This is a genomic window from Streptomyces sp. NBC_01166, assembly GCF_045039765.1.
Lineage (GTDB): Bacteria > Actinomycetota > Actinomycetes > Streptomycetales > Streptomycetaceae > Streptomyces.
Genome location: NZ_CP108613.1, coordinates 4,851,433 through 4,870,119 on the forward strand (window position 1 = coordinate 4,851,433; position 18,687 = coordinate 4,870,119).

The 18,687-nt window shown below is 72.3% G+C and carries 16 protein-coding genes; 12 read left to right on the forward strand and 4 right to left on the reverse strand.

Annotated features, from left to right (window positions below):
• The first annotated feature begins 80 nt into the window (after window positions 1–80).
• The 8 genes from OG379_RS22395 to OG379_RS22430 all read left to right on the forward strand — a co-directional run bounded on the left by OG379_RS22395 (window position 81) and on the right by OG379_RS22430 (window position 10,343).
• Complete coding sequence (locus tag OG379_RS22395) at window positions 81–887, forward strand: TIGR03084 family metal-binding protein (RefSeq protein WP_405664877.1); 807 nt, start codon at window positions 81–83, stop codon at window positions 885–887.
• Entirely contained in the window at window positions 884–2,587 is a 1,704-nt protein-coding gene (locus tag OG379_RS22400; protein ID WP_405664878.1) for an acyclic terpene utilization AtuA family protein, read from the forward strand. The genes OG379_RS22395 and OG379_RS22400 overlap by 4 nt, the downstream gene beginning before the upstream one ends.
• Entirely contained in the window at window positions 2,584–4,179 is a 1,596-nt protein-coding gene (locus OG379_RS22405) for an acyl-CoA carboxylase subunit beta (protein ID WP_405664879.1), read from the forward strand. The genes OG379_RS22400 and OG379_RS22405 overlap by 4 nt, the downstream gene beginning before the upstream one ends.
• An 8-nt stretch (window positions 4,180–4,187) precedes the next feature.
• Entirely contained in the window at window positions 4,188–6,176 is a 1,989-nt protein-coding gene (locus tag OG379_RS22410) for an acetyl/propionyl/methylcrotonyl-CoA carboxylase subunit alpha (RefSeq protein WP_405664880.1), read from the forward strand.
• Window positions 6,173–7,375, forward strand: a complete 1,203-nt coding sequence (locus tag OG379_RS22415; RefSeq protein ID WP_405664881.1) for an acyl-CoA dehydrogenase family protein — start codon at window positions 6,173–6,175, stop codon at window positions 7,373–7,375. The genes OG379_RS22410 and OG379_RS22415 overlap by 4 nt, the downstream gene beginning before the upstream one ends.
• Before the next feature lie 93 nt (window positions 7,376–7,468).
• Window positions 7,469–9,046 carry a 4-coumarate--CoA ligase family protein gene (locus OG379_RS22420; protein WP_405664882.1) on the forward strand — a complete coding sequence of 526 codons (1,578 nt, stop codon included), beginning with the start codon at window positions 7,469–7,471 and terminating at the stop codon, window positions 9,044–9,046.
• Window positions 9,043–9,777: an enoyl-CoA hydratase family protein gene (locus OG379_RS22425; RefSeq protein ID WP_405664883.1), complete on the forward strand. Its 735-nt coding sequence runs from the start codon at window positions 9,043–9,045 to the stop codon at window positions 9,775–9,777. Before OG379_RS22420 ends, OG379_RS22425 begins: the two co-directional genes overlap by 4 nt.
• Window positions 9,765–10,343, forward strand: a complete 579-nt coding sequence (locus tag OG379_RS22430; RefSeq protein WP_405664884.1) for a TetR/AcrR family transcriptional regulator — start codon at window positions 9,765–9,767, stop codon at window positions 10,341–10,343. Before OG379_RS22425 ends, OG379_RS22430 begins: the two co-directional genes overlap by 13 nt.
• 56 nt (window positions 10,344–10,399) lie before the next feature.
• On the opposite strand, the gene OG379_RS22435 is transcribed toward OG379_RS22430, so the two are convergent.
• Window positions 10,400–11,266, reverse strand: a complete 867-nt coding sequence (locus OG379_RS22435; protein WP_405664885.1) for an isocitrate lyase/phosphoenolpyruvate mutase family protein — start codon at window positions 11,264–11,266, stop codon at window positions 10,400–10,402.
• A gap of 67 nt (window positions 11,267–11,333) precedes the next feature.
• Window positions 11,334–12,443, reverse strand: a complete 1,110-nt coding sequence (locus OG379_RS22440) for a citrate synthase 2 (protein WP_405664886.1) — start codon at window positions 12,441–12,443, stop codon at window positions 11,334–11,336.
• A gap of 258 nt (window positions 12,444–12,701) precedes the next feature.
• Here OG379_RS22440 and pdxH point away from each other — a divergent pair, with 258 nt between their 5' ends.
• Window positions 12,702–13,334 carry a pyridoxamine 5'-phosphate oxidase gene (gene pdxH, locus OG379_RS22445; RefSeq protein WP_405664887.1) on the forward strand — a complete coding sequence of 211 codons (633 nt, stop codon included), beginning with the start codon at window positions 12,702–12,704 and terminating at the stop codon, window positions 13,332–13,334.
• Window positions 13,335–13,338: 4 nt separating this feature from the next.
• On the opposite strand, the gene OG379_RS22450 is transcribed toward pdxH, so the two are convergent.
• Complete coding sequence (locus OG379_RS22450; protein WP_405664888.1) at window positions 13,339–13,950, reverse strand: TetR/AcrR family transcriptional regulator; 612 nt, start codon at window positions 13,948–13,950, stop codon at window positions 13,339–13,341.
• Between the two features lie 102 nt (window positions 13,951–14,052).
• Here OG379_RS22450 and OG379_RS22455 point away from each other — a divergent pair, with 102 nt between their 5' ends.
• Both OG379_RS22455 and OG379_RS22460 read left to right on the forward strand, forming a co-directional pair.
• Window positions 14,053–14,838, forward strand: a complete 786-nt coding sequence (locus tag OG379_RS22455) for an SDR family oxidoreductase (RefSeq protein WP_405664889.1) — start codon at window positions 14,053–14,055, stop codon at window positions 14,836–14,838.
• Window positions 14,839–15,224: 386 nt separating this feature from the next.
• Window positions 15,225–16,616 carry a PAS domain-containing protein gene (locus OG379_RS22460; RefSeq protein WP_405664890.1) on the forward strand — a complete coding sequence of 464 codons (1,392 nt, stop codon included), beginning with the start codon at window positions 15,225–15,227 and terminating at the stop codon, window positions 16,614–16,616.
• 46 nt (window positions 16,617–16,662) lie between these two features.
• Here the strand turns inward: OG379_RS22460 and OG379_RS22465 are convergent, their stop codons facing one another.
• A complete protein-coding gene (locus OG379_RS22465; RefSeq protein WP_362939548.1) occupies window positions 16,663–17,418 on the reverse strand; it encodes an SIS domain-containing protein in 756 nt (251 codons plus the stop codon).
• A gap of 209 nt (window positions 17,419–17,627) precedes the next feature.
• Between OG379_RS22465 and OG379_RS22470 the strand changes: the two genes are divergently transcribed.
• Window positions 17,628–18,320, forward strand: coding sequence for a metal-dependent transcriptional regulator (locus tag OG379_RS22470; RefSeq protein WP_393757682.1), 693 nt, complete (start codon window positions 17,628–17,630; stop codon window positions 18,318–18,320).
• Window positions 18,321–18,687: the final 367 nt, after the last annotated feature.

The window sequence follows — 18,687 nt, forward strand, 5'->3', positions numbered from 1 at the left end:
AGCATGCAAGCATGCTTGCTTGTTTTATGGGGCGCTGGCATGCTCCGGGGCACACCGCCACGCCCCGAGGGGAGCGCACCGTGCCCGACGCATCGGCCGTGACCGCCGCCGTGCTCGACGACATGCGGGAGGAGAGCGACGGACTCGACCTGCTGGTAGCGGGTTTGAGCGCACACGAGTGGGCCGCGCCGACTCCCGCCGAAGGGTGGACCGTCGCCCATCAGATCGCCCACCTCAACTGGACCGACGAGGTGGCCCTGACCGCCGCCACCGAGCCCGAAGCTTTCGCCGCCGAGGTCGAGAAGGCGCTGGCCGCGCCCGAGACCTTCGTCGGCGACGCTGCCGAGGAAGCCGTCACCGCCCTGACCCCCGAGGCGCTGCTCGTGGAGTGGCGGGAGGGCCGGGCCCGGCTCCAGGAGGCACTGCGCGCGGCGCCCGCCGGGACGAAACTGCCCTGGTACGGCCCGCCGATGAGCATCGCCTCGATGGCGACCGCACGGCTCATGGAGACCTGGGCCCACGGTCAGGACATCGCCGACGCGCTGGGCGTGACCAGGAAGCCGACCGCGCGGCTGCGGCACGTCGCCAGGATCGGCGTACGCGCCCGGGACTACGCCTACTTCGTACGGGGCCTGCAACCGCCCGCCGAGCAGTTCCGTATCGAGCTTCGGGCCGAGGACGGCGGGTTGACCGTGTACGGGCCCGAGGACGCCGCCCAGCGGGTCACCGGGCCCCTCCTCGACTTCTGCCTGCTCGTCACCCAGCGCGCGCACCGGGACGACCTCGCCGTCGAGGCGGTGGGCGCGGACGCCGGGCAGTGGCTGGACATCGCGCAGGCCTTCGCCGGACCCGCCGGTCCCGGGCGCCCCCGGAAGACGGACCGATGACCCGGCCGCTGCGCATCGGCAACGCGTCCGGCTTCTACGGCGACCGCTTCGACGCCCTGCGGGAGATGCTCACCGGCGGCCCGCTGGACGTCCTCACCGGGGACTACCTCGCCGAACTCACCATGCTGATCCTCGGCCGCAGCCGTCTCAAGGACCCGAAGCGCGGCTACGCCTCCACCTTCCTGCGGCAGCTGGAGGAGGGGCTGGGGCTTGCCCACGAGCGGGGGGTGAAGATCGTCGCCAACGCCGGCGGGCTGAACCCGGCCGGACTCGCCGACGCCGTACGGGAGCTGGCGGAGCGGACCGGTGTGCCCGTGCGCGTCGCGCACGTCGAGGGCGACAGCCGGCCCGTGCCCGACGGTTACCTCACCGCCAACGCCTACCTCGGCGGCGGAGGCATCGCCGCCTGTCTGCGCGCCGGGGCCGACATCGTCGTCACCGGCCGGGTCACCGACGCGGCCCTCGTCACCGGGCCCGCCGCCGCCCACTTCGGCTGGGCGCCGGACGACCGTGACGCCCTCGCCGGGGCCGTGGTCGCCGGGCACGTCCTGGAGTGCGGAACCCAGGCCACCGGCGGCAACTACGCCTTCTTCGGCGACCACGACGTCCGCCGCCCCGGATTCCCGCTCGCCGAGATCCACGAGGACGGCAGCAGCGTCATCACCAAGCACGACGGCACGGGCGGTGTCGTCGACGTCGGCACCGTCACCGCCCAACTGCTCTACGAGACCGGCGGCGCCCGATACGCCGGCCCCGACGTCACCGCCCGGCTCGACACCGTCAAGCTGACGCAGGACGGGTCCGACCGGGTGCGGATCAGCGGCGTACGCGGCGAGGCACCGCCGCCCACGCTCAAGGTCGGGCTCAACCGGCTCGGGGGGTGGCGCAACGAGGTCGTCTTCGTGCTGACGGGGCTCGACATCGAGGCCAAGGCCCGGCTGGTGCGCGGCCAGTTCGCCGACGCCCTCGACCGCGCGGGCTCGAAACCCGCCGAGGTGCGGTGGGAGCTCGCCCGCACCGACCGGGCCGACGCCGCGACGGAGGAGACCGCGAGCGCCCTGCTCCGCCTCGTCGTGCGCGACCCGGAAGCGGACGCGGTCGGCCGCGCGGTGTCCGGGGCGGCCGTCGAGCTGGCACTCGGCAGCTACCCGGGCTTCCATGTGACCGCCCCGCCCGGGAAGGGCGCGCCGTACGGGGTGTTCGAGGCCACGTACGTACCGGCCGGTGAGGTCGAGCACGTCGCCGTGGGGCCCGACGGGTCCCGGGAGGCCGTCCCGGCGGCCGGCCCGTACCGCCGGCTGGAAGACGTCCCGGAGCCGGAGCTGCCCGAACCGCTGCCCTCCGGGCCCACCCGCACCACCCCTCTCGGACGGATCGCGGGCGCCCGCAGCGGCGACAAGGGCGGGGACGCCAATGTCGGCGTGTGGGTCCGCACCGACGACGCCTGGCGGTGGCTCGCCCACGAGCTGACCGTCGCGCGGTTCCGGGAACTGCTGCCGGAGACCGCCGGGCTCACCGTCGTACGCCACGTCCTGCCCCGGCTGCGGGCGCTCAACTTCGTCGTCCACGGCCTCCTCGGCGAGGGCGTCGCCGCGCAGGCGCGCTTCGATCCGCAGGCCAAGGCGGTGGGGGAGTGGCTGCGGTCCCGGCACGTCACCGTGCCCGTACGGCTGCTGGACCGACCGGAGGTGAACGCATGACCGTCCTGCCCACCGCGCTCGACACCACGGGGCCCGAATACGCCGCCCACCGCGAGGCCATGCTCGCGAAGCTCGCCGAGCTGGACACCGAGCACGCCAAGGCCCTGGCAGGCGGCGGCGAGAAATACGTGGCCCGCCACCGGGGGCGCGGCAAGCTCCTCGCCCGCGAGCGCATCGAGCTGCTCGTCGACCCGGACACCCCCTTCCTGGAGCTGTCCCCGCTGGCCGCCTGGGGCAGCGACTACGCCATCGGAGCCTCGCTCGTCACCGGCATCGGGACCGTGTCCGGCGTGGAGTGCCTGATCACCGCCAACGACCCGACCGTGCGCGGCGGCGCATCCAACCCCTGGACCCTGAAGAAGGCGCTGCGCGCCAACGAGATCGCCTTCGCCAACCGGCTCCCCTGCATCTCACTGGTGGAGTCCGGGGGCGCGGACCTGCCCTCGCAGAAGGAGATCTTCATCCCCGGCGGGGCGCTCTTCCGCGACCTCACCCGGCTGTCCGCCGCCGGAATCCCCACCGTCGCGGTGGTGTTCGGGAATTCCACGGCCGGCGGGGCGTACGTCCCCGGCATGTCCGACCACACCGTGATGATCAAGGATCAGTCCAAGGTCTTCCTCGGCGGACCGCCCCTGGTGAAGATGGCGACCGGCGAGGAGAGCGACGACGAATCGCTCGGCGGCGCCGAGATGCACGCCCGCACCTCCGGCCTCGCCGACCACTACGCCGTCGACGAGCACGACGCGCTGCGCCAGGCCCGCCGGATCGTCGCCCGGCTCAACTGGCGCAAGGCGCACCCGGATCCGGGACCGGCGGAACCGCCGAAGTACGACGAGGACGAGCTGGTCGGCATCGTGCCCGGCGACCTCAAGATCCCCTTCGACCCCCGTGAGGTCATCGCCCGCCTCGTCGACGGCTCGGACTTCGATGCCTTCAAGCCGCTCTACGGGACCAGCCTGGTCACCGGCTGGGCCCGCCTGCACGGCTATCCCGTCGGCATCCTCGCCAACGCGCAGGGCGTGCTGTTCAGCGAGGAGTCGCAGAAGGCCGCCCAGTTCATCCAGCTCGCCAACCAGCGCGACATCCCGCTCCTCTTCCTGCACAACACCACCGGCTACATGGTCGGCAAGGAGTACGAACAGGGCGGCATCATCAAGCACGGCGCGATGATGATCAACGCGGTGTCGAACTCGCGGGTCCCCCACCTCTCCGTACTGATGGGCGCCTCCTACGGCGCCGGGCACTACGGCATGTGCGGCAGGGCCTACGACCCCCGCTTCCTCTTCGCCTGGCCCAGCAGCAAGTCCGCCGTCATGGGCCCCCAGCAGCTCGCGGGCGTCCTCTCGATCGTCGCCCGCGCCTCCTCCGCCGCGAAGGGGCTGCCCTACGACGACGAGGCCGACGCCGGTCTGCGCGCCATGGTGGAGCAGCAGATCGAGTCCGAGTCGCTGCCGATGTTCCTCTCGGGGCGGCTGTACGACGACGGGGTCATCGACCCGCGCGACACCAGGACCGTCCTCGGGATGTGCCTGTCCGCGATCCATACGGCACCGGTCGAAGGCGCGCGCGGCTTCGGCGTCTTCCGGATGTGAGGAATCGGATGATCACCGCACTGCTTGTCGCCAACCGGGGCGAGATCGCCTGCCGGATCTTCCGTACCTGCCGTGAACTGGGCATCTCCACCGTCGCCGTGTACTCCGACGCGGACGCCGGCGCCCTGCACGTACGGGAGGCCGACACCGCCGTACGCCTGCCGGGGGCCGCACCCGCCGATACGTATCTGCGGGGCGACCTCGTCGTCGCCGCCGCGCTCGCCGCGGGGGCCGACGCCGTGCACCCGGGGTACGGCTTCCTCTCGGAGAACGCCGGGTTCGCCCAGGCCGTGCTGGACGCCGGCCTCGTCTGGGTGGGGCCGCCGGTCAAGGCCATCGAACTGATGGCGTCCAAGACCCGCGCCAAGGAGCTGATGGCCGCCGCCGATGTCCCCCTGCTCGCCCCGGTCGACCCGGGAAGCGCCACCGGCGCCGATCTGCCCCTGCTGCTGAAGGCGGCGGCGGGCGGCGGCGGGCGCGGCATGCGGATCGTGCGGGAACTGGACGCGCTGCCGGCTGAGTTGACCGCAGCGTCCGCCGAGGCCGCCTCCGCCTTCGGGGACGGCGAGGTCTTCGCCGAGCCGTACGTCGAGCGGGGCCGGCACGTCGAGGTCCAGGTCATGGCGGACGGGGAGGGCACGGTCTGGGCGCTCGGCACCCGCGACTGCTCGCTCCAGCGACGCCACCAGAAGGTCATCGAGGAGGCCCCCGCACCCGGCCTCGACGACGGGCTGCGCCGGACGCTGCACGACGCCGCCGTCGCCGCCGCTCAGGCGGTGGGCTACCGGGGCGCGGGGACCGTCGAGTTCCTCGTATCGGCCGGAGGGCGCCCGTACTTCCTGGAGATGAACACCCGGCTCCAGGTCGAACACCCCGTCACCGAGGCGGTGTTCGGCCTCGACCTCGTCGCCCTGCAACTGCGCGTCGCCGAGGGCGGGGCGCTGCCTGCCGCCACACCGCCGGGGCCGGCCGGACACGCCGTCGAGGCCCGGCTCTACGCCGAGGACCCGGCGCGTGACTGGCAGCCACAGACCGGAGCACTGCTCACACTCGACGTGCCCGACGGACCCGGCCTCCGTCTCGACACGGGCTACACCGGCGGCGACACCGTCGGGGTGCACTACGACCCGATGCTCGCCAAGGTCATCGCCCACGCCCCCACCCGCACCGAAGCCGTCCGGCTCCTCGCCCGCGCCCTGGAACGCGCCCGCGTCCACGGCCCGGTCACCAACCGGCAGCTCCTCGTACGCTCCCTGCGCCACCCCGACTTCGTCGCGGGCGACCTCGACACCGGCTTCTACGACCGGAACCTGGCGGCCCTGACCACGTCCGCCGCCCCCGGTGACGAGGAGGCCCGCCGCCTCGCCGCCACCGCCGCGGCGCTCGCCTCCGCCGTGGGGGCGGGCAGCGGTCCGGGCCCCGCCCGCCTAGGCGCCTGGCGCAACCTCGCCTCGCAGCCCCGGAGCAGGAGCTACCGGTGCGAGCCCGAGGGCACCGCGTACGAGATCCCCTACCGCACCGGCCGGGGCGGCATCCCCGCCCCCGTGACCGGCGAGCGGGTCCTCGCCGCCCGCTCCGACGCGGTCACCCTCGAAGCGGGCGGTGTGACCCGGCACTTCACCGTGGCCACCCACGGTGACCGGGTGTACGTGGACACGGCCGCCGGCTCGTACACCTTCACCGCCCTGCCCCGCTTCACCGACCCCGCCGAACGCACCGAACCCGGCTCCCTGCTCGCCCCCATGCCCGGCACCGTCGTACGCCTCGCCGACGGCCTCGCGCCCGGCGCGCCCGTCGCGGCCGGGCAGCCGCTGATCTGGCTGGAGGCGATGAAGATGGAGCACCGCATCCTCGCCCCCGCCTCCGGCACCCTCACCGCGCTCCACGCCGCCCCCGGACTCCAGGTCGAGGTCGGCGCACTGCTCGCCGTCGTACAGGACACACCCGTCCAGGCGCCTGCGCCCGCACCCGCGCACCAGGAGGAGACGACCCCATGAGCACCGTCCTCGAAACCGAAGAGCACAAGGCCCTCCGCGCCGCCGTCGCCGCACTCGGCAAGCGCTTCGGCCGCGACTACAGCACCGGTCTGGCCCGGAAGGGCGAGCACCCCCGCGAACTCTGGGAAGAGGCGGGCAAGCTCGGATACCTCGGCGTCAACCTCCCCGAGGAGTACGGCGGCGGGGGCGGCGGCATGGCCGAACTCTCCATCGTCCTGGAGGAGCTCGGCGCAGCCGGCAGCCCTCTGCTCATGATGGTCGTCTCCCCGGCGATCTGCGGCACCGTCATCGCCCGCTTCGGCACCGAGGAGCAGAAACGGGCCTGGCTCCCGGGCCTCTCCGACGGCTCCCTGACCATGTCCTTCGGTATCACCGAGCCCGACGCCGGCTCCAACTCCCACCGCATCACCACCACCGCCCGGCGGGACCGTGGGGGAGAGTGGGTCCTCAGCGGACGCAAGGTCTTCATCTCCGGCGTCGACATCTCCGACGCCACCCTGATCGTCGGCCGCACCGAGGACGCGAGGTCCGGCAGCCTCAAGCCCTGTCTCTTCATCGTCCCCCGCGACGCCCCGGGCTTCTCCCGCACTCAGATCGACATGGAGCTCCAGGCGGCGGAGAAGCAGTTCGAGCTGGTCCTCGACGACGTACGGCTGCCCGCCGACGCCCTCGTCGGTGGGGGCCCCTCCCGCTCGAGCGGAGCCGAGAGCGGGGGAGAGGACGCGGGGCTGCTCCAGCTCTTCGCCGGACTGAACCCGGAACGCATCATGGGCGCCGCCTTCGCCATCGGCATGGGCCGCTACGCCGTCGAACGGGCCGTGGAGTACGCGAAGACCCGCACCGTCTGGAAGGGCGCGCCCATCGGCGCCCACCAGGCCATCGCCCACCCGCTCGCCCAGGCGCACATAGAGCTCGAACTCTCCCGGCTGATGATGCAGAAGGCCGCCAAGCTCTACGACGACGGCGACGACACCGGCGCGGGGGAGGCCGCCAACATGGCGAAGTACGCCGCGGCCGAAGCCTGCGTCAGGGCCGTCGACCAGGCTGTTCACACCCTCGGCGGCAACGGCCTCACCCGCGAGTACGGGCTCGCCTCGCTCATCACGGCGGCGCGTGTCTCCCGTATCGCGCCGGTCAGCCGGGAAATGATCCTGAACTACGTCTCCCACCAGACCCTGGGCCTGCCGAAGTCGTACTGAGGTCGTCCCGACGAGTTCGGCCACGTCCCGGGTCTCCCCATCCGCCCCCGCAGGGGCGATTCTGGCTCTCCACCCGCGTCGAAGGGGACCGCCATGGTGTTCCACAGCGAGTACGCAGACGTCACGCCCCTCGAAAAACCCATCCACGAGGCCGTCCTCGGCAACGCCCCGGACTTCGGTGACATCCCCGCCCTGATCGACGGGACCAACGGGATGACCGTCACCTACGGCCAGCTCGACACCTTCCACCGGCGCATCGCCGCCCACCTCGCCGCGGCGGGCCTGCGCAAGGGCGACGTCCTCGCCCTGCACAGCCCCAACACGATCGCCTACCCGCCCGTCTTCTACGGGGCGACCCGGGCCGGCGCCACCGTCACCACCATCCACCCGCTGGCCACACCCGAGGAGTTCGCCAAACAGCTCAAGGACTCGGGCGCCCGCTGGATCGTCACCGTGTCCCTGCTCCTCGACGTCGCCCGCCGGGCCGCCGAGCTCGCGGGCGGCATCGAGGAGATCTACGTCTGCGACCAGGCCGAGGGCCACACCTCCGTACTCGACATGCTGGGCTCCACCGCCCCCGAACCCGACATCGCCTTCGACCCGGCCGAGGACATCGCCGTACTCCCGTACTCCTCCGGCACCACGGGGACCCCCAAGGGCGTCATGCTCACCCACCGCTCCATCGCCACCAACCTGGAGCAGCTGCGGCCCCTCGTCCCCCTCGGCGAACGCGAACGCATCCTGGCGGTGCTGCCCTTCTTCCACATCTACGGGCTGACCGCCCTCATGAACGGGCCGCTGCGCTACGGCGCCACGGTCGTCGTCCTGCCCCGCTTCGATCTCGCCCAGTTCCTGGAGACGATCCAGACCCACCGCATCACGGGCCTGTACGTCGCACCGCCCATCGTCCTGGCCCTCGCCAAGCACCCGCTCGTCGGCGACTACGACCTCTCCTCGCTGGAGTACATCGTCAGCGCCGCCGCCCCGCTGGACGCCCAGCTCGCCGCCGCCTGCTCCACCCGGCTCGGGGTGCCCGCCGTACGGCAGGCCTACGGGATGACGGAACTCTCGCCCGGCACCCATGTCGTCCCCCTCGACGCTGAGAACCCGCCGCCGGGCACGGTCGGCAAGCTGCTGCCCGGCACCGAGATGCGGATCGTCTCGCTCACCGACCCCGGCACCGACGTCCGCGACGGAACCGACGGCGAGATCCTCATCCGCGGCCCCCAGGTCATGAAGGGCTACCTCGGCCGCCCCGACGCCACCGCCGCCATGATCGACGAGGAGGGATGGCTGCACACCGGGGACGTCGGCCGCGTCGACGCGGAGGGCTGGCTGTACGTCGTCGACCGGGTCAAGGAACTCATCAAGTACAAGGGCTACCAGGTGGCCCCCGCCGACCTGGAGGCCCTCCTCCTGACCCACCCCTCGATCGCCGACGCCGCCGTCATCGGCGTCCACGACACCGACGGCAACGAGATCCCCAAGGCCTACCTGGTGCGTCGGCCGGACGCGGGGGACCTCACGGAGGACGACGTCATCGCGTACGTCGCCGAGCGCGTCTCCCCGTACAAGAAGGTCAGACAGGCCGAGTTCATCGAGGCGGTGCCCCGCGCGGTGTCCGGCAAGATCCTGCGGCGCGAGCTGCGTGACCGGGAGAAGACGCGATGACCCTGGCACCCCCGGCCCACGACCGCGGAATCACCACCCTCACCCTCGACTCCCCGGCCAACCGCAACGCGCTCTCGGCCCGGCTCGTCGGCGAGCTGACCGAGGCCCTGGCCGGCTGCGCGGCCGACGACACCGTCCGCGCCGTCGTCCTCACCCACACCGGCAACACGTTCTGCGCGGGCGCCGATCTGACCGCACCGCCCGAACCGGCGGCGTTCGTCGCCCTGATGCGGGCGGTCGTCGCCCTCCCCAAGCCCGTCGTCGCCCGGGTCACCGGGCACGTCCGGGCCGGGGGCCTCGGGCTCCTCGGGGCGTGCGACATCTCCGTGGCGGGCCCCGAGTCGTCGTTCGCCCTCACCGAATCGCGCCTGGGCCTCGCCCCCGCCGTGATCTCCCTGCCGCTGCTGCCCCGCCTCGACCCGCGCGCAGCCACCCGCTACTACCTCACCGGTGAACGCTTCGACGCTGTGGAAGCGGCCCGTACCGGGGTCGTCACCATCGCCGCCGAGGACGTGGACAAGGCGCTCGTACCGGTACTCGACGGACTGCGCAGGGCGTCACCCCAGGGGCTGAAGGCATCGAAGGAGCTGGTCACGGCTACTGTGCTGCAGAGTTTCGACAGTCACGCCGAAGACCTCATCGCCCGCTCGGCAGCGCTCTTCGCCTCCGACGAAGCACGGGAGGGGATGACGGCCTTCCTGGAACGACGGGATCCCGCATGGGTGCTGTGACGCCCCCGAAGCAGGACAGGAGCCGCGCCACCCGGCAACGGCTCCTGGCATCGGCGGTCGCCTGCCTCGCCGAACGCGGCTGGGCAGGCTCCACCGTATCCGTCGTCGCCGAGCACGCCGGGGTCTCGCGAGGCGCCGCCCAGCACCACTTCCCCACCCGGGAGGACCTGTTCACCGGCGCCGTCGAGTACGTCGCCGAGGAACGCTCCGCCGCCCTGCGCGCCCTGCCCGTGCAGGGCCGCGCCGAGGTCGTTGCCGCGCTCGTCGACCTCTACACCGGGCCGCTCTTCCGCGCCGCGCTCCAGCTCTGGGTCGCCGCGTCGAACGAGGCCCAGCTCCGGCCCCGCGTCACCGAACTCGAAGCACGGGTGGGCCGCGAGACCCACCGCATCGCCGTGGAACTCCTGGGCGCCGACGAGACCCGGCCCGGGGTACGCGAGACGGTGCAGGGCCTCCTCGACATGGCCCGGGGCCTGGGCCTCGCCAACCTGCTGACGGACGACACGGCAAGGCGCGAGAGGGTGGTCGCCCAGTGGGCGCGCCTGCTGGACGCCGCCCTGATCTGACGCGCCCCACCGCTCGTCGGGAGGTTACGGACAGATGGCGGCCCGATATATCCGGTTCAGGCGTCCGTAATCTCCCAATGACCGGAGGAACCCGGTGGAGGGGGAGCGTCGGGCAGCCCGAGCGCCTGGACCTCCGCGTAGGAGAGTGTCCTGAGGTCCGCGGGCGGGCGGTGACCGTCGCGGACGGCGGTCGCCGTGGCGACCGCCGCCGCCAGGGCGCTGCGGTAGAGCAGCGAGCCGAGGCTGACCCTGCGGACGCCCAGCGCGGCCAGCTCGGCGAGGGTGGGGCCGGCCGGTGTGTACAGGATGTTCAGGGGGACGGTGAGGGCTGCCGTCAGGGTCGCGATCGCGTCCGGATCCGAGAGGCCGGGCACGAACGCACCGTCCGCGCCCGCCCGTTCGTAGACGGCGAGACGCGCCGCGGTCTCCTCCTCCCGGACCCCGAGCCAGTGGGTGTCGGTGCGGGCGTTCACGAACAACCCAGGCGCGGAGGCCTTCACCGCAGCGATCTTCGCGGCGTGCAGTTCCGCGGGGGCGAGGGTGCCGTCCGGGAGGCCGTCCTCGAGGTTGATCCCTGCAGCGCCTGCGTCGCGCAACTCCCGGGCCAGGCGTGCTACTTCCTCCGGGTCGTCACTGAAGCCGCCTTCGGCGTCGACGGTGAAGAGGAAGGAACCCTCCCCGAGCCGTCGGGCCAGCGCCAGGGTCGCGTCGAGCGTGGCGGCCGCTCCGTCGGGCAGGCCGGCGGCCGCGGCCACACCCAGGCTGGTGGTGCCGATCGCCGGGAAGCCCTCTGCGGACAGAGCGGCGGCAGAGGCGTGGTCCCAGGCGTTGGGAAGCAACAGCGGGGCGGCGTCCTGGTGGTGCAGGCGGGCGAAGGCGGTCGGCGGGCGCTGGTGCGTGCCGTCGCGGATCGTGTGCGTCATAGGTCCCGACGCTAGGGCCGGGACGGTTCGGCGCCGCCCGAACCGTCCCCGCACCCGCCCCGCCCCGTCAGTTCCCCAGGTCCGCCAGCTGGTCGTACCCCTGGATCGAGCGGGGGTCACGCGTGCCCGGGCCGACGTATGTCGCCGAGGGGCGGACGAGACGGCCGGTCCTCTTCTGCTCCAGGATGTGCGCCGACCAGCCCGCCGTGCGGGCGCAGCTGAACATCGACGTGAACATGTGCGCCGGGACCTCCGCGAAGTCCAGCACGATCGCCGCCCAGAACTCGACGTTCGTCGCCAGGACGCGGTCCGGGCGGCGGGCGTGGAGCTCCTCCAGGGCCGCCTTCTCCAGGGCCTCCGCCACCTCGAAGCGCGGGGCGGCAAGCTCACGGGCCGTGCGGCGCAGCACGCGGGCCCGGGGGTCCTCGGCACGGTAGACACGGTGGCCGAAGCCCATCAGGCGCTCACCCTTGTCCAGTGCCTGCTTCACATACGCCTTGGCGTCGCCCGTCCGCTCGATCTCCTCGATCATCCCGAGGACCCGGGACGGCGCCCCGCCGTGCAGCGGGCCCGACATCGCGCCCACCGCCCCGGACAGTGCGGCGGAGACATCGGCGCCGGTCGACGCGATGACGCGGGCGGTGAACGTGGAGGCGTTCATGCCGTGCTCGGCGGCCGACGTCCAGTAGGCGTCGACGGCCTTGACGTGCTTCGGGTCCGGCTCGCCGCGCCAGCGGATCATGAACCGTTCGACCACGGACCCGGCCTTGTCGATCTCGCTCTGCGGCACCATCGGCAGCCCCTGGCCACGGGCCGACTGGGCGACGTACGACAGGGCCATCACTGCGGCCCGCGCCAGGTCGTTGCGCGCGGTCTCCTCGTCGATGTCGAGCAGCGGTTTCAGGCCCCACACCGGCGCCAGCATGGCCAGCGCGGACTGCACGTCGACGCGGATGTCGCCGGAGTGCACGGGGATCGGGAACGGTTCGGCGGGCGGCAGACCGGGGTTGAACGCCCCGTCCACCAGCAGACCCCAGACGTTGCCGAACGACACATGGCCGACGAGGTCCTCGATGTCGACGCCGCGATAACGGAGCGATCCGCCTTCCTTGTCGGGCTCGGCGATCTCCGTCTCGAACGCGACGACTCCTTCAAGTCCGGGTACGAAGTCGGACATCGGGCGGCTCCCTCGACTCGGCGGCTGCATGACGGCCACAAAGGCCGGTCCACGAATACTGGCGGGTTACCACGACGCGGGGAAGGGTGACGTCCGGCACAGCCTCCCGGCTCGCGGACCGGCGATCGCGCCCCTCCCCGCAGGGATTCCGGCCCGCTGCGGCAGGATGGCCCCGTGCCCACAGCAGATGCCACTCCGTCTTCCGCTTCCGCCTCCTCTCGCGTTCCGTCATCCGATTGCACCACCGATCCGGCCGCGATGCGCGAGCAGTACCGCTCGGAGGACTTCGTCGAGAAGGACCTCGCCGCCGACCCCATGGATCAGTTCGCCCACTGGTTCCGCCAGGTCGCCGGGGGCGGCGCGCTCCACGAGCCGAACGCGATGGTCGTCTCCACGGCCGATTCCCGGGGCCGGCCGTCCTCCCGGACCGTGCTGCTGAAGCACTACGACGACCGCGGTTTCGTCTTCTTCACCAATTACGGATCCCGCAAGGGCCGCGAGCTGACGGCGAACCCGTACGTCTCGCTGCTCTTCCCCTGGCACCCGCTCGCCCGCCAGGTCATCGTCACGGGCACAGCGGCCCGCGTCGGGCGCGAGGAGACGGTCGCGTACTTCCGCACCCGCCCCCACGGCTCCCAGCTGGGCGCCTGGGCCAGCGACCAGTCGACGGTGGTCGGCTCCCGCGAGGAGCTGACCGCCCGCTACGAGGAGCTCGCCGCCCGCTACCCCGAGGGCGAGAAGGTTCCCGCACCGCCGCAGTGGGGCGGATTCCGCGTCGTACCGGACGCGATCGAATTCTGGCAGGGCCGCGAGAACCGGCTGCACGACCGGCTGCGGTACGTCAGGGAGAGCCCGGCCGCCGACTGGCGGGTGGAGCGCCTCTGCCCGTGAGCGGTCAGCCCGCCTCCCCGCCGGACGGTCCGGGAGGCGGCGGCAGGAGGCGTACGAGGTCCAGGAGGTCGGCCTCGGCGATCTCCTGGCCCAGGAACACCGTCCGGTACACGACGTAACCGATCCAGCTGTCCACGACCGCGTCCAGTGGCAGATCGTCCGGCAGCCCGCCCCGGGCCACGCCGTTCCGCATCAGCTCCGCGGCCGGTTCGGCATGCGCCTTGAGCAGGTCGCGCAGTTCGGCCCGGCCGGGCTCCCCGCGCTCGGTCAGCGCGCCCATCACGACACTGGGGTCGCCGAGCAGGGTCAGGGTGTGCACCAGGCCGCGCAGCCAGAGCAGCGCGTCCTCGCGTACGTCGCCCGTGTCGGGGGCCGGGCCCGGGGCGAGCCGGTCCGCGACCGCCTCGGTGATCACCGCCGCCTTGTTCGGCCACCAGCGGTAGACCGTCATCCGGGCCACCCCGGCCCGTGAGGCGATGCGCTCCATGGTCACGCCCTTGTAGCCGAGCTCGGCCACCAGCTCGCGCGTGGCCGCCAGCACGGCCTCGTGGGCGTCCGGGTCGCGGTGGGGGCCACGCCGGGGGCGGGAGCCGGCGGGGCGGTCGTCGTGGTCCACGGGACCTCCGGGAGCGGGGGTGGGCGCACAGCCGGGAATATTTAGACTGTACGTACTGTCTAGTCTAGTGCCCATTCAGCATCTCGGCGTGGAGGTTCAGTCATGGAAGACCGGTTCAGCGGCAAGGTCGTCCTCATCACCGGCGGCGGCTCCGGTCTCGGGCGCTCGGCGGCCGTGCGGGTCGCGTCCGAAGGCGCCAGGCTGGCGCTCGTCGACATCAGCGAGCAGGGCCTCGCGGACACGGCGGCCGAGGTGGAGAAGACCGCGCCCGGCGCGGAGGTCCTGCGGATCACCGCCGATGTGAGCTCCGAGGACGACGTGCGGCGGTACGTCACCGCCACGGTGGAGGCCTACGGCCGCATCGACGGCTTCTTCAACAACGCCGGCATCGAGGGCAAGCAGAACCTCACCGAGGACTTCGGCTCCGACGAGTTCGACCGAGTCGTGTCGATCAACCTCCGCGGCGTGTTCCTCGGCCTCAAGTACGTGCTCCCGGTCATGAAGGGCCAGGGCACCGGCTCTGTCGTGAACACGGCGTCCGTCGGCGGCATACGGGGCGTGGGAAACCAGTCCGGTTACGCGGCGGCCAAGCACGGCGTCGTCGGCCTCACCCGCAACTCCGGTGTCGAGTACGGCCGGTTCGGCGTCTCCGTCAAGGCGATCGCCCCCGGCGCCATCATGACCCCCATGGTCGAGGCGTCGCTCAAGCAGATCGACGCGGACAACTGGGAGCAGGCCGGCGAGGCCTTCGTGAGCGTCAACCCGATGAAGCGCTTCGGCAGGCCGGAGGAGGTCGGCAACCTGGTCGCGTTCCTGCTCTCCGAGGAGTCCGGCTTCATCAACGCCACGGTCATCCCGATCGACGGGGGCCAGTCCGAGCAGTACTGACCCGCCCCGCCCCGTGAACGCAGAAACCCGCAGGCTCTGGTCCCTCCTTGCGGAGGAGCCGGCCGGACTTACCGGCGAGCCTGCGGGTCGGTGACTGCTTGGGTTTCGGCAGACAGCCTGCCGAGGTGCACAGTGTGCGACGACGGGCTGTCAGCCCGCAGCCACCTCACGAATCCGATAAGACTGCACTTTTCGGATCACCTCCTTTCAACGTGTGCCCACAGCCTAAGAACGTCCCCCGGCGCCACACAAGCGAATTAACGGATCCATCGATGGACAGCGGATTTCGTGGAAGTGGCTGTGTGGTGGCTCACGTTCGAGTTCAATGGGTCTGACGTGCGGCAATGCGGAATCCGCAGCGGAATATGCCATGCAGGGGGTACGGAGTGAGTGCTTCCAGGAGCACCGGGACCACCGACGAGATCGGCCCGGACGAGGACCCCGGGCGGGAGCCCTCGGCGGTGGCGATTCCGGGGTCCCGGCTTCTCGCCGCGCTGCTCGACGGCATGGACGCCGCGCTCTGCGCGTTCGACGCGCACGGCACCATCACCCACTGGAACCGCGAGGCCGAGCGCATCCTGGGCTGGAGCGCCGCCGAGGCCGTGGGGCGGCGCGGTTTCGCGGGGTGGGCCGTGCGGAGCGCTGACGCGGGGGACGTGCAGGGGCGGCTGCTGGCGGCCATGGACGCGCCGGGGCGGCAGGTCCACGAATTCGCGCTGCTGCGCAAGGACGGCGGGCGCGTCCTCGTGCGGACCCAGTCGTCGGGGGTGCGGGGCGAGGACGGGAAGCCCGCCGGGGTGTACTGCGCGTTCAGCGAGGTGCACGCGCAGATCGATCTGGAGCGGTCCATCGCGCTCAGCGAGGCCCTGTTCGAGGACGCGTCCTGGGGCGTCGTCGCCGTGGACGTCGACCTGCGTCCGACCGTGGTCAACGCGTACGCCGCGCGGGCGCTGGGCGGCGGGCGTACGACGCTGCTGGGGCGCCCGCTGGGTGAGCTGATCGTGCAGGGTGTCGAGGACCTGGAGGGGGCGCTGCACCATGTCCTCGCCGAGGGTGCGCCGTCCGCCCCCGCCGAGCTGTGGGTGACCCTGCGGACCGCCGAGGGCGAGCGGCGGCGCTGCTGGCGCAGCGGGTTCCTGAGGCTGGCCTCGCCGCTGGCGGAAGAACCCGTCCCCCTGGGGGTCGGCTGGCTGTTCCGGGACGTCACGGCGGCGAAGCTCGCGGAGCAGGACGCGGACCGGGTGCGTTTCCGCTCCAACCAGCTGCACCGGGCGGCGCGCCAGGCGGCGGAGTGCGAGGACCCCATGGAGGCGGCGACCACGTCGCTGGACTACGCCCTGGCGGGGTTCGCCGACCATGTGGTGGTCGACCTCATGGCGGATCTGGCGGTGGGGGAGAAGCTCGTACGGGCCGCGTCCACGCCTCCCGACGCGCCGGGACCGTGTCTCCCGGTCTCCGGGGGGCCGCTCCCGGTGCGGTACGGGCCGGGGCACCCCGCCCTCCAGGCCGTGGAGCGTACGGGTTCCGTGCGTGCCGTGGCACCGGCGGGTGCGGGCGAGGCGTGGGCGGTGGAGCACCAGTGGCCGGGGGACTCGGCGCACGCCCTGTGCGCGGTGCTGAGGAGCCGGGGGCGGACGCTGGGGGTGGTGACGTTCCTGCGCGCGGCCAACCGGGGCGCGTTCGAACGGCCCGACGTGATGTACGCGGAGAGTGTGGCGGTCCGGGTCGCCTCGGCGGTCGACCTGGCCAAGCTGACGGCCGGACAGGAACCGGTCTGAGCCGGCCTGCCTGCCCGTGCCGCCTCCCGGCATCGTGGCGGAGTGCTCAGTGCCGGTAGAAGATGCGGTCGCCGTACTCCCGCATCACGCGTCCGTTCCACTCGTGGCCGCCGTCGACGTTGCCCGAGCGCAGCAGCGGCGGTTCGATGCCGCGGGCGACGAGCTCCTCCGCGGCGGTGGCCATCATGGCCTGCATCAGCGCGCTGGTGACGACGGTCGAGGCGGGTGCGAACGGCGCCTCGACGCCCTCCGCGCTCAGTTCGGCGTCGCCGATCGCGATCTTGCTGTCGAGCACGATGTCGCAGTGGTCGCGGAGGAATCCGCCCGAGACGTGCCGGGACTTGGTACCCGTCGTGTACGCGACCGAGGTGACCCCGACGACCGTCAGCCCGAGCGCGCGCGCGTTCTGCGCCATCTCCACGGGCAGCGCGTTGCGCCCGGACAGGGAGATGATCACGAGGAGGTCGCCGGCCCGGGCCGGGCTGGAGTCGAGCACGGCGCTCGCGAGGCCGTCCACCCGCTCCAGCGCGGAGCCGAGCGTGGCCGGCATGACGTCGACGCCGACGGTGCCGGGTACGGCGAGCAGGTTCATCAGGGCCAGGCCGCCCGCGCGGTAGACGACGTCCTGCGCGGCGAGCGAGGAGTGCCCGGCGCCGAAGGCGAAGAGCCGTCCGCCCGCGGCGACGGTGTCGGCGATCGCGGCACCCGCGGCGGCGATCGCTCCGGACTCCTCGTCGCGCACCCGCTCCAGCAGGCCGATCGCTGCGTCGAAGAACTGACCGGCGAGCTTGCTGTCGCTCATCGAGGAGGCCTTTCCTGCGGGGATGGGGGTCCGTGCGGTGCCCGTGTCGCGGATCACGTTGCGGTCTGGACCAGTGGGCTGTCAATAGCGCTCCGGACCGTCCGTCAGCACGGACTCCCGACGGCGGGGCACGGTTGTCGGTGCTATGCGTCAGAATTGGTGGAGGGCCATCGCACGACGACTTCATGTCACAGCATCGAGGGGCACGTATGTCCGGACTGATCGATACAACGGAGATGTATCTCCGCACCATCCTCGAGCTCGAAGAGGAAGGCGTGGTCCCCATGCGCGCCCGGATTGCCGAACGGCTGGACCAGAGCGGTCCGACGGTCAGCCAGACGGTGGCGCGCATGGAGCGGGACGGCCTGGTCCAGGTCGCGGGAGACCGCCATCTGGAGCTGACCGAGGAGGGGCGCCGCCTGGCGACACGGGTGATGCGCAAGCACCGGCTCGCCGAGTGCCTGCTCGTCGACGTCATCGGCCTGGAGTGGGAGCAGGTCCACGCCGAGGCGTGTCGCTGGGAGCACGTGATGAGCGAGGCCGTGGAGCGCCGGGTCCTGGAGCTGCTGCGGCACCCGACGGAGTCTCCGTACGGGAATCCGATCCCGGGCCTGGAGGAGCTGGGCGAGAAGGCCGAGGCCGATCCCTTCCTGGACGAGGGCATGGTCAGCCTGGCCGAGCTCGACCCGGGCTCGGAGGGCAAGACCGTGGTGGTGCGCCGGATCGGTGAGCCGATCCAGACCGACGCACAACTGATGTATTCGCTGCGGCGGGCGGGCGTGCAGCCCGGTTCGGTCGTCAGCGTGACCGAGTCGGCCGGCGGGGTGCTGGTCGGATCCAGCGGTGAGGCGGCCGAGCTGGACGCCGAAGTCGCCTCGCACGTGTTCGTCGCGAAGCGCTGAGCAGGGCCTTTCCATCCACCGGCGCCCTGCCCGCAAGTGCAGGCGCCGGTGCGGATGCACGTGCAGATGTGAACCGGTAAGCCCGGTTTCTGTTTTCCGCCCGGAATCGCAGCGCCCGGGCGAAACGCGTGCCAGGCTGTGGCCAGGCCTATGACCTGAGGGTGCCGGCAGAACCTGCCGGGCGGTCGGGGAGGGAGCAGGGAATGCGCCCGTCGCACTGGCACGTGCACCGTGAGGTGACTGCCGGAATTTCCTGCGCCCGTACGCCGGGCGCCCTCGCGCGTCCCGGGGTCTTCGCGCCCGGCGCCACGTATCCCGGCGCCATGTTTCCCGCTGTCGCGTATTCCGGTGTCACGCCGTCAGGTGC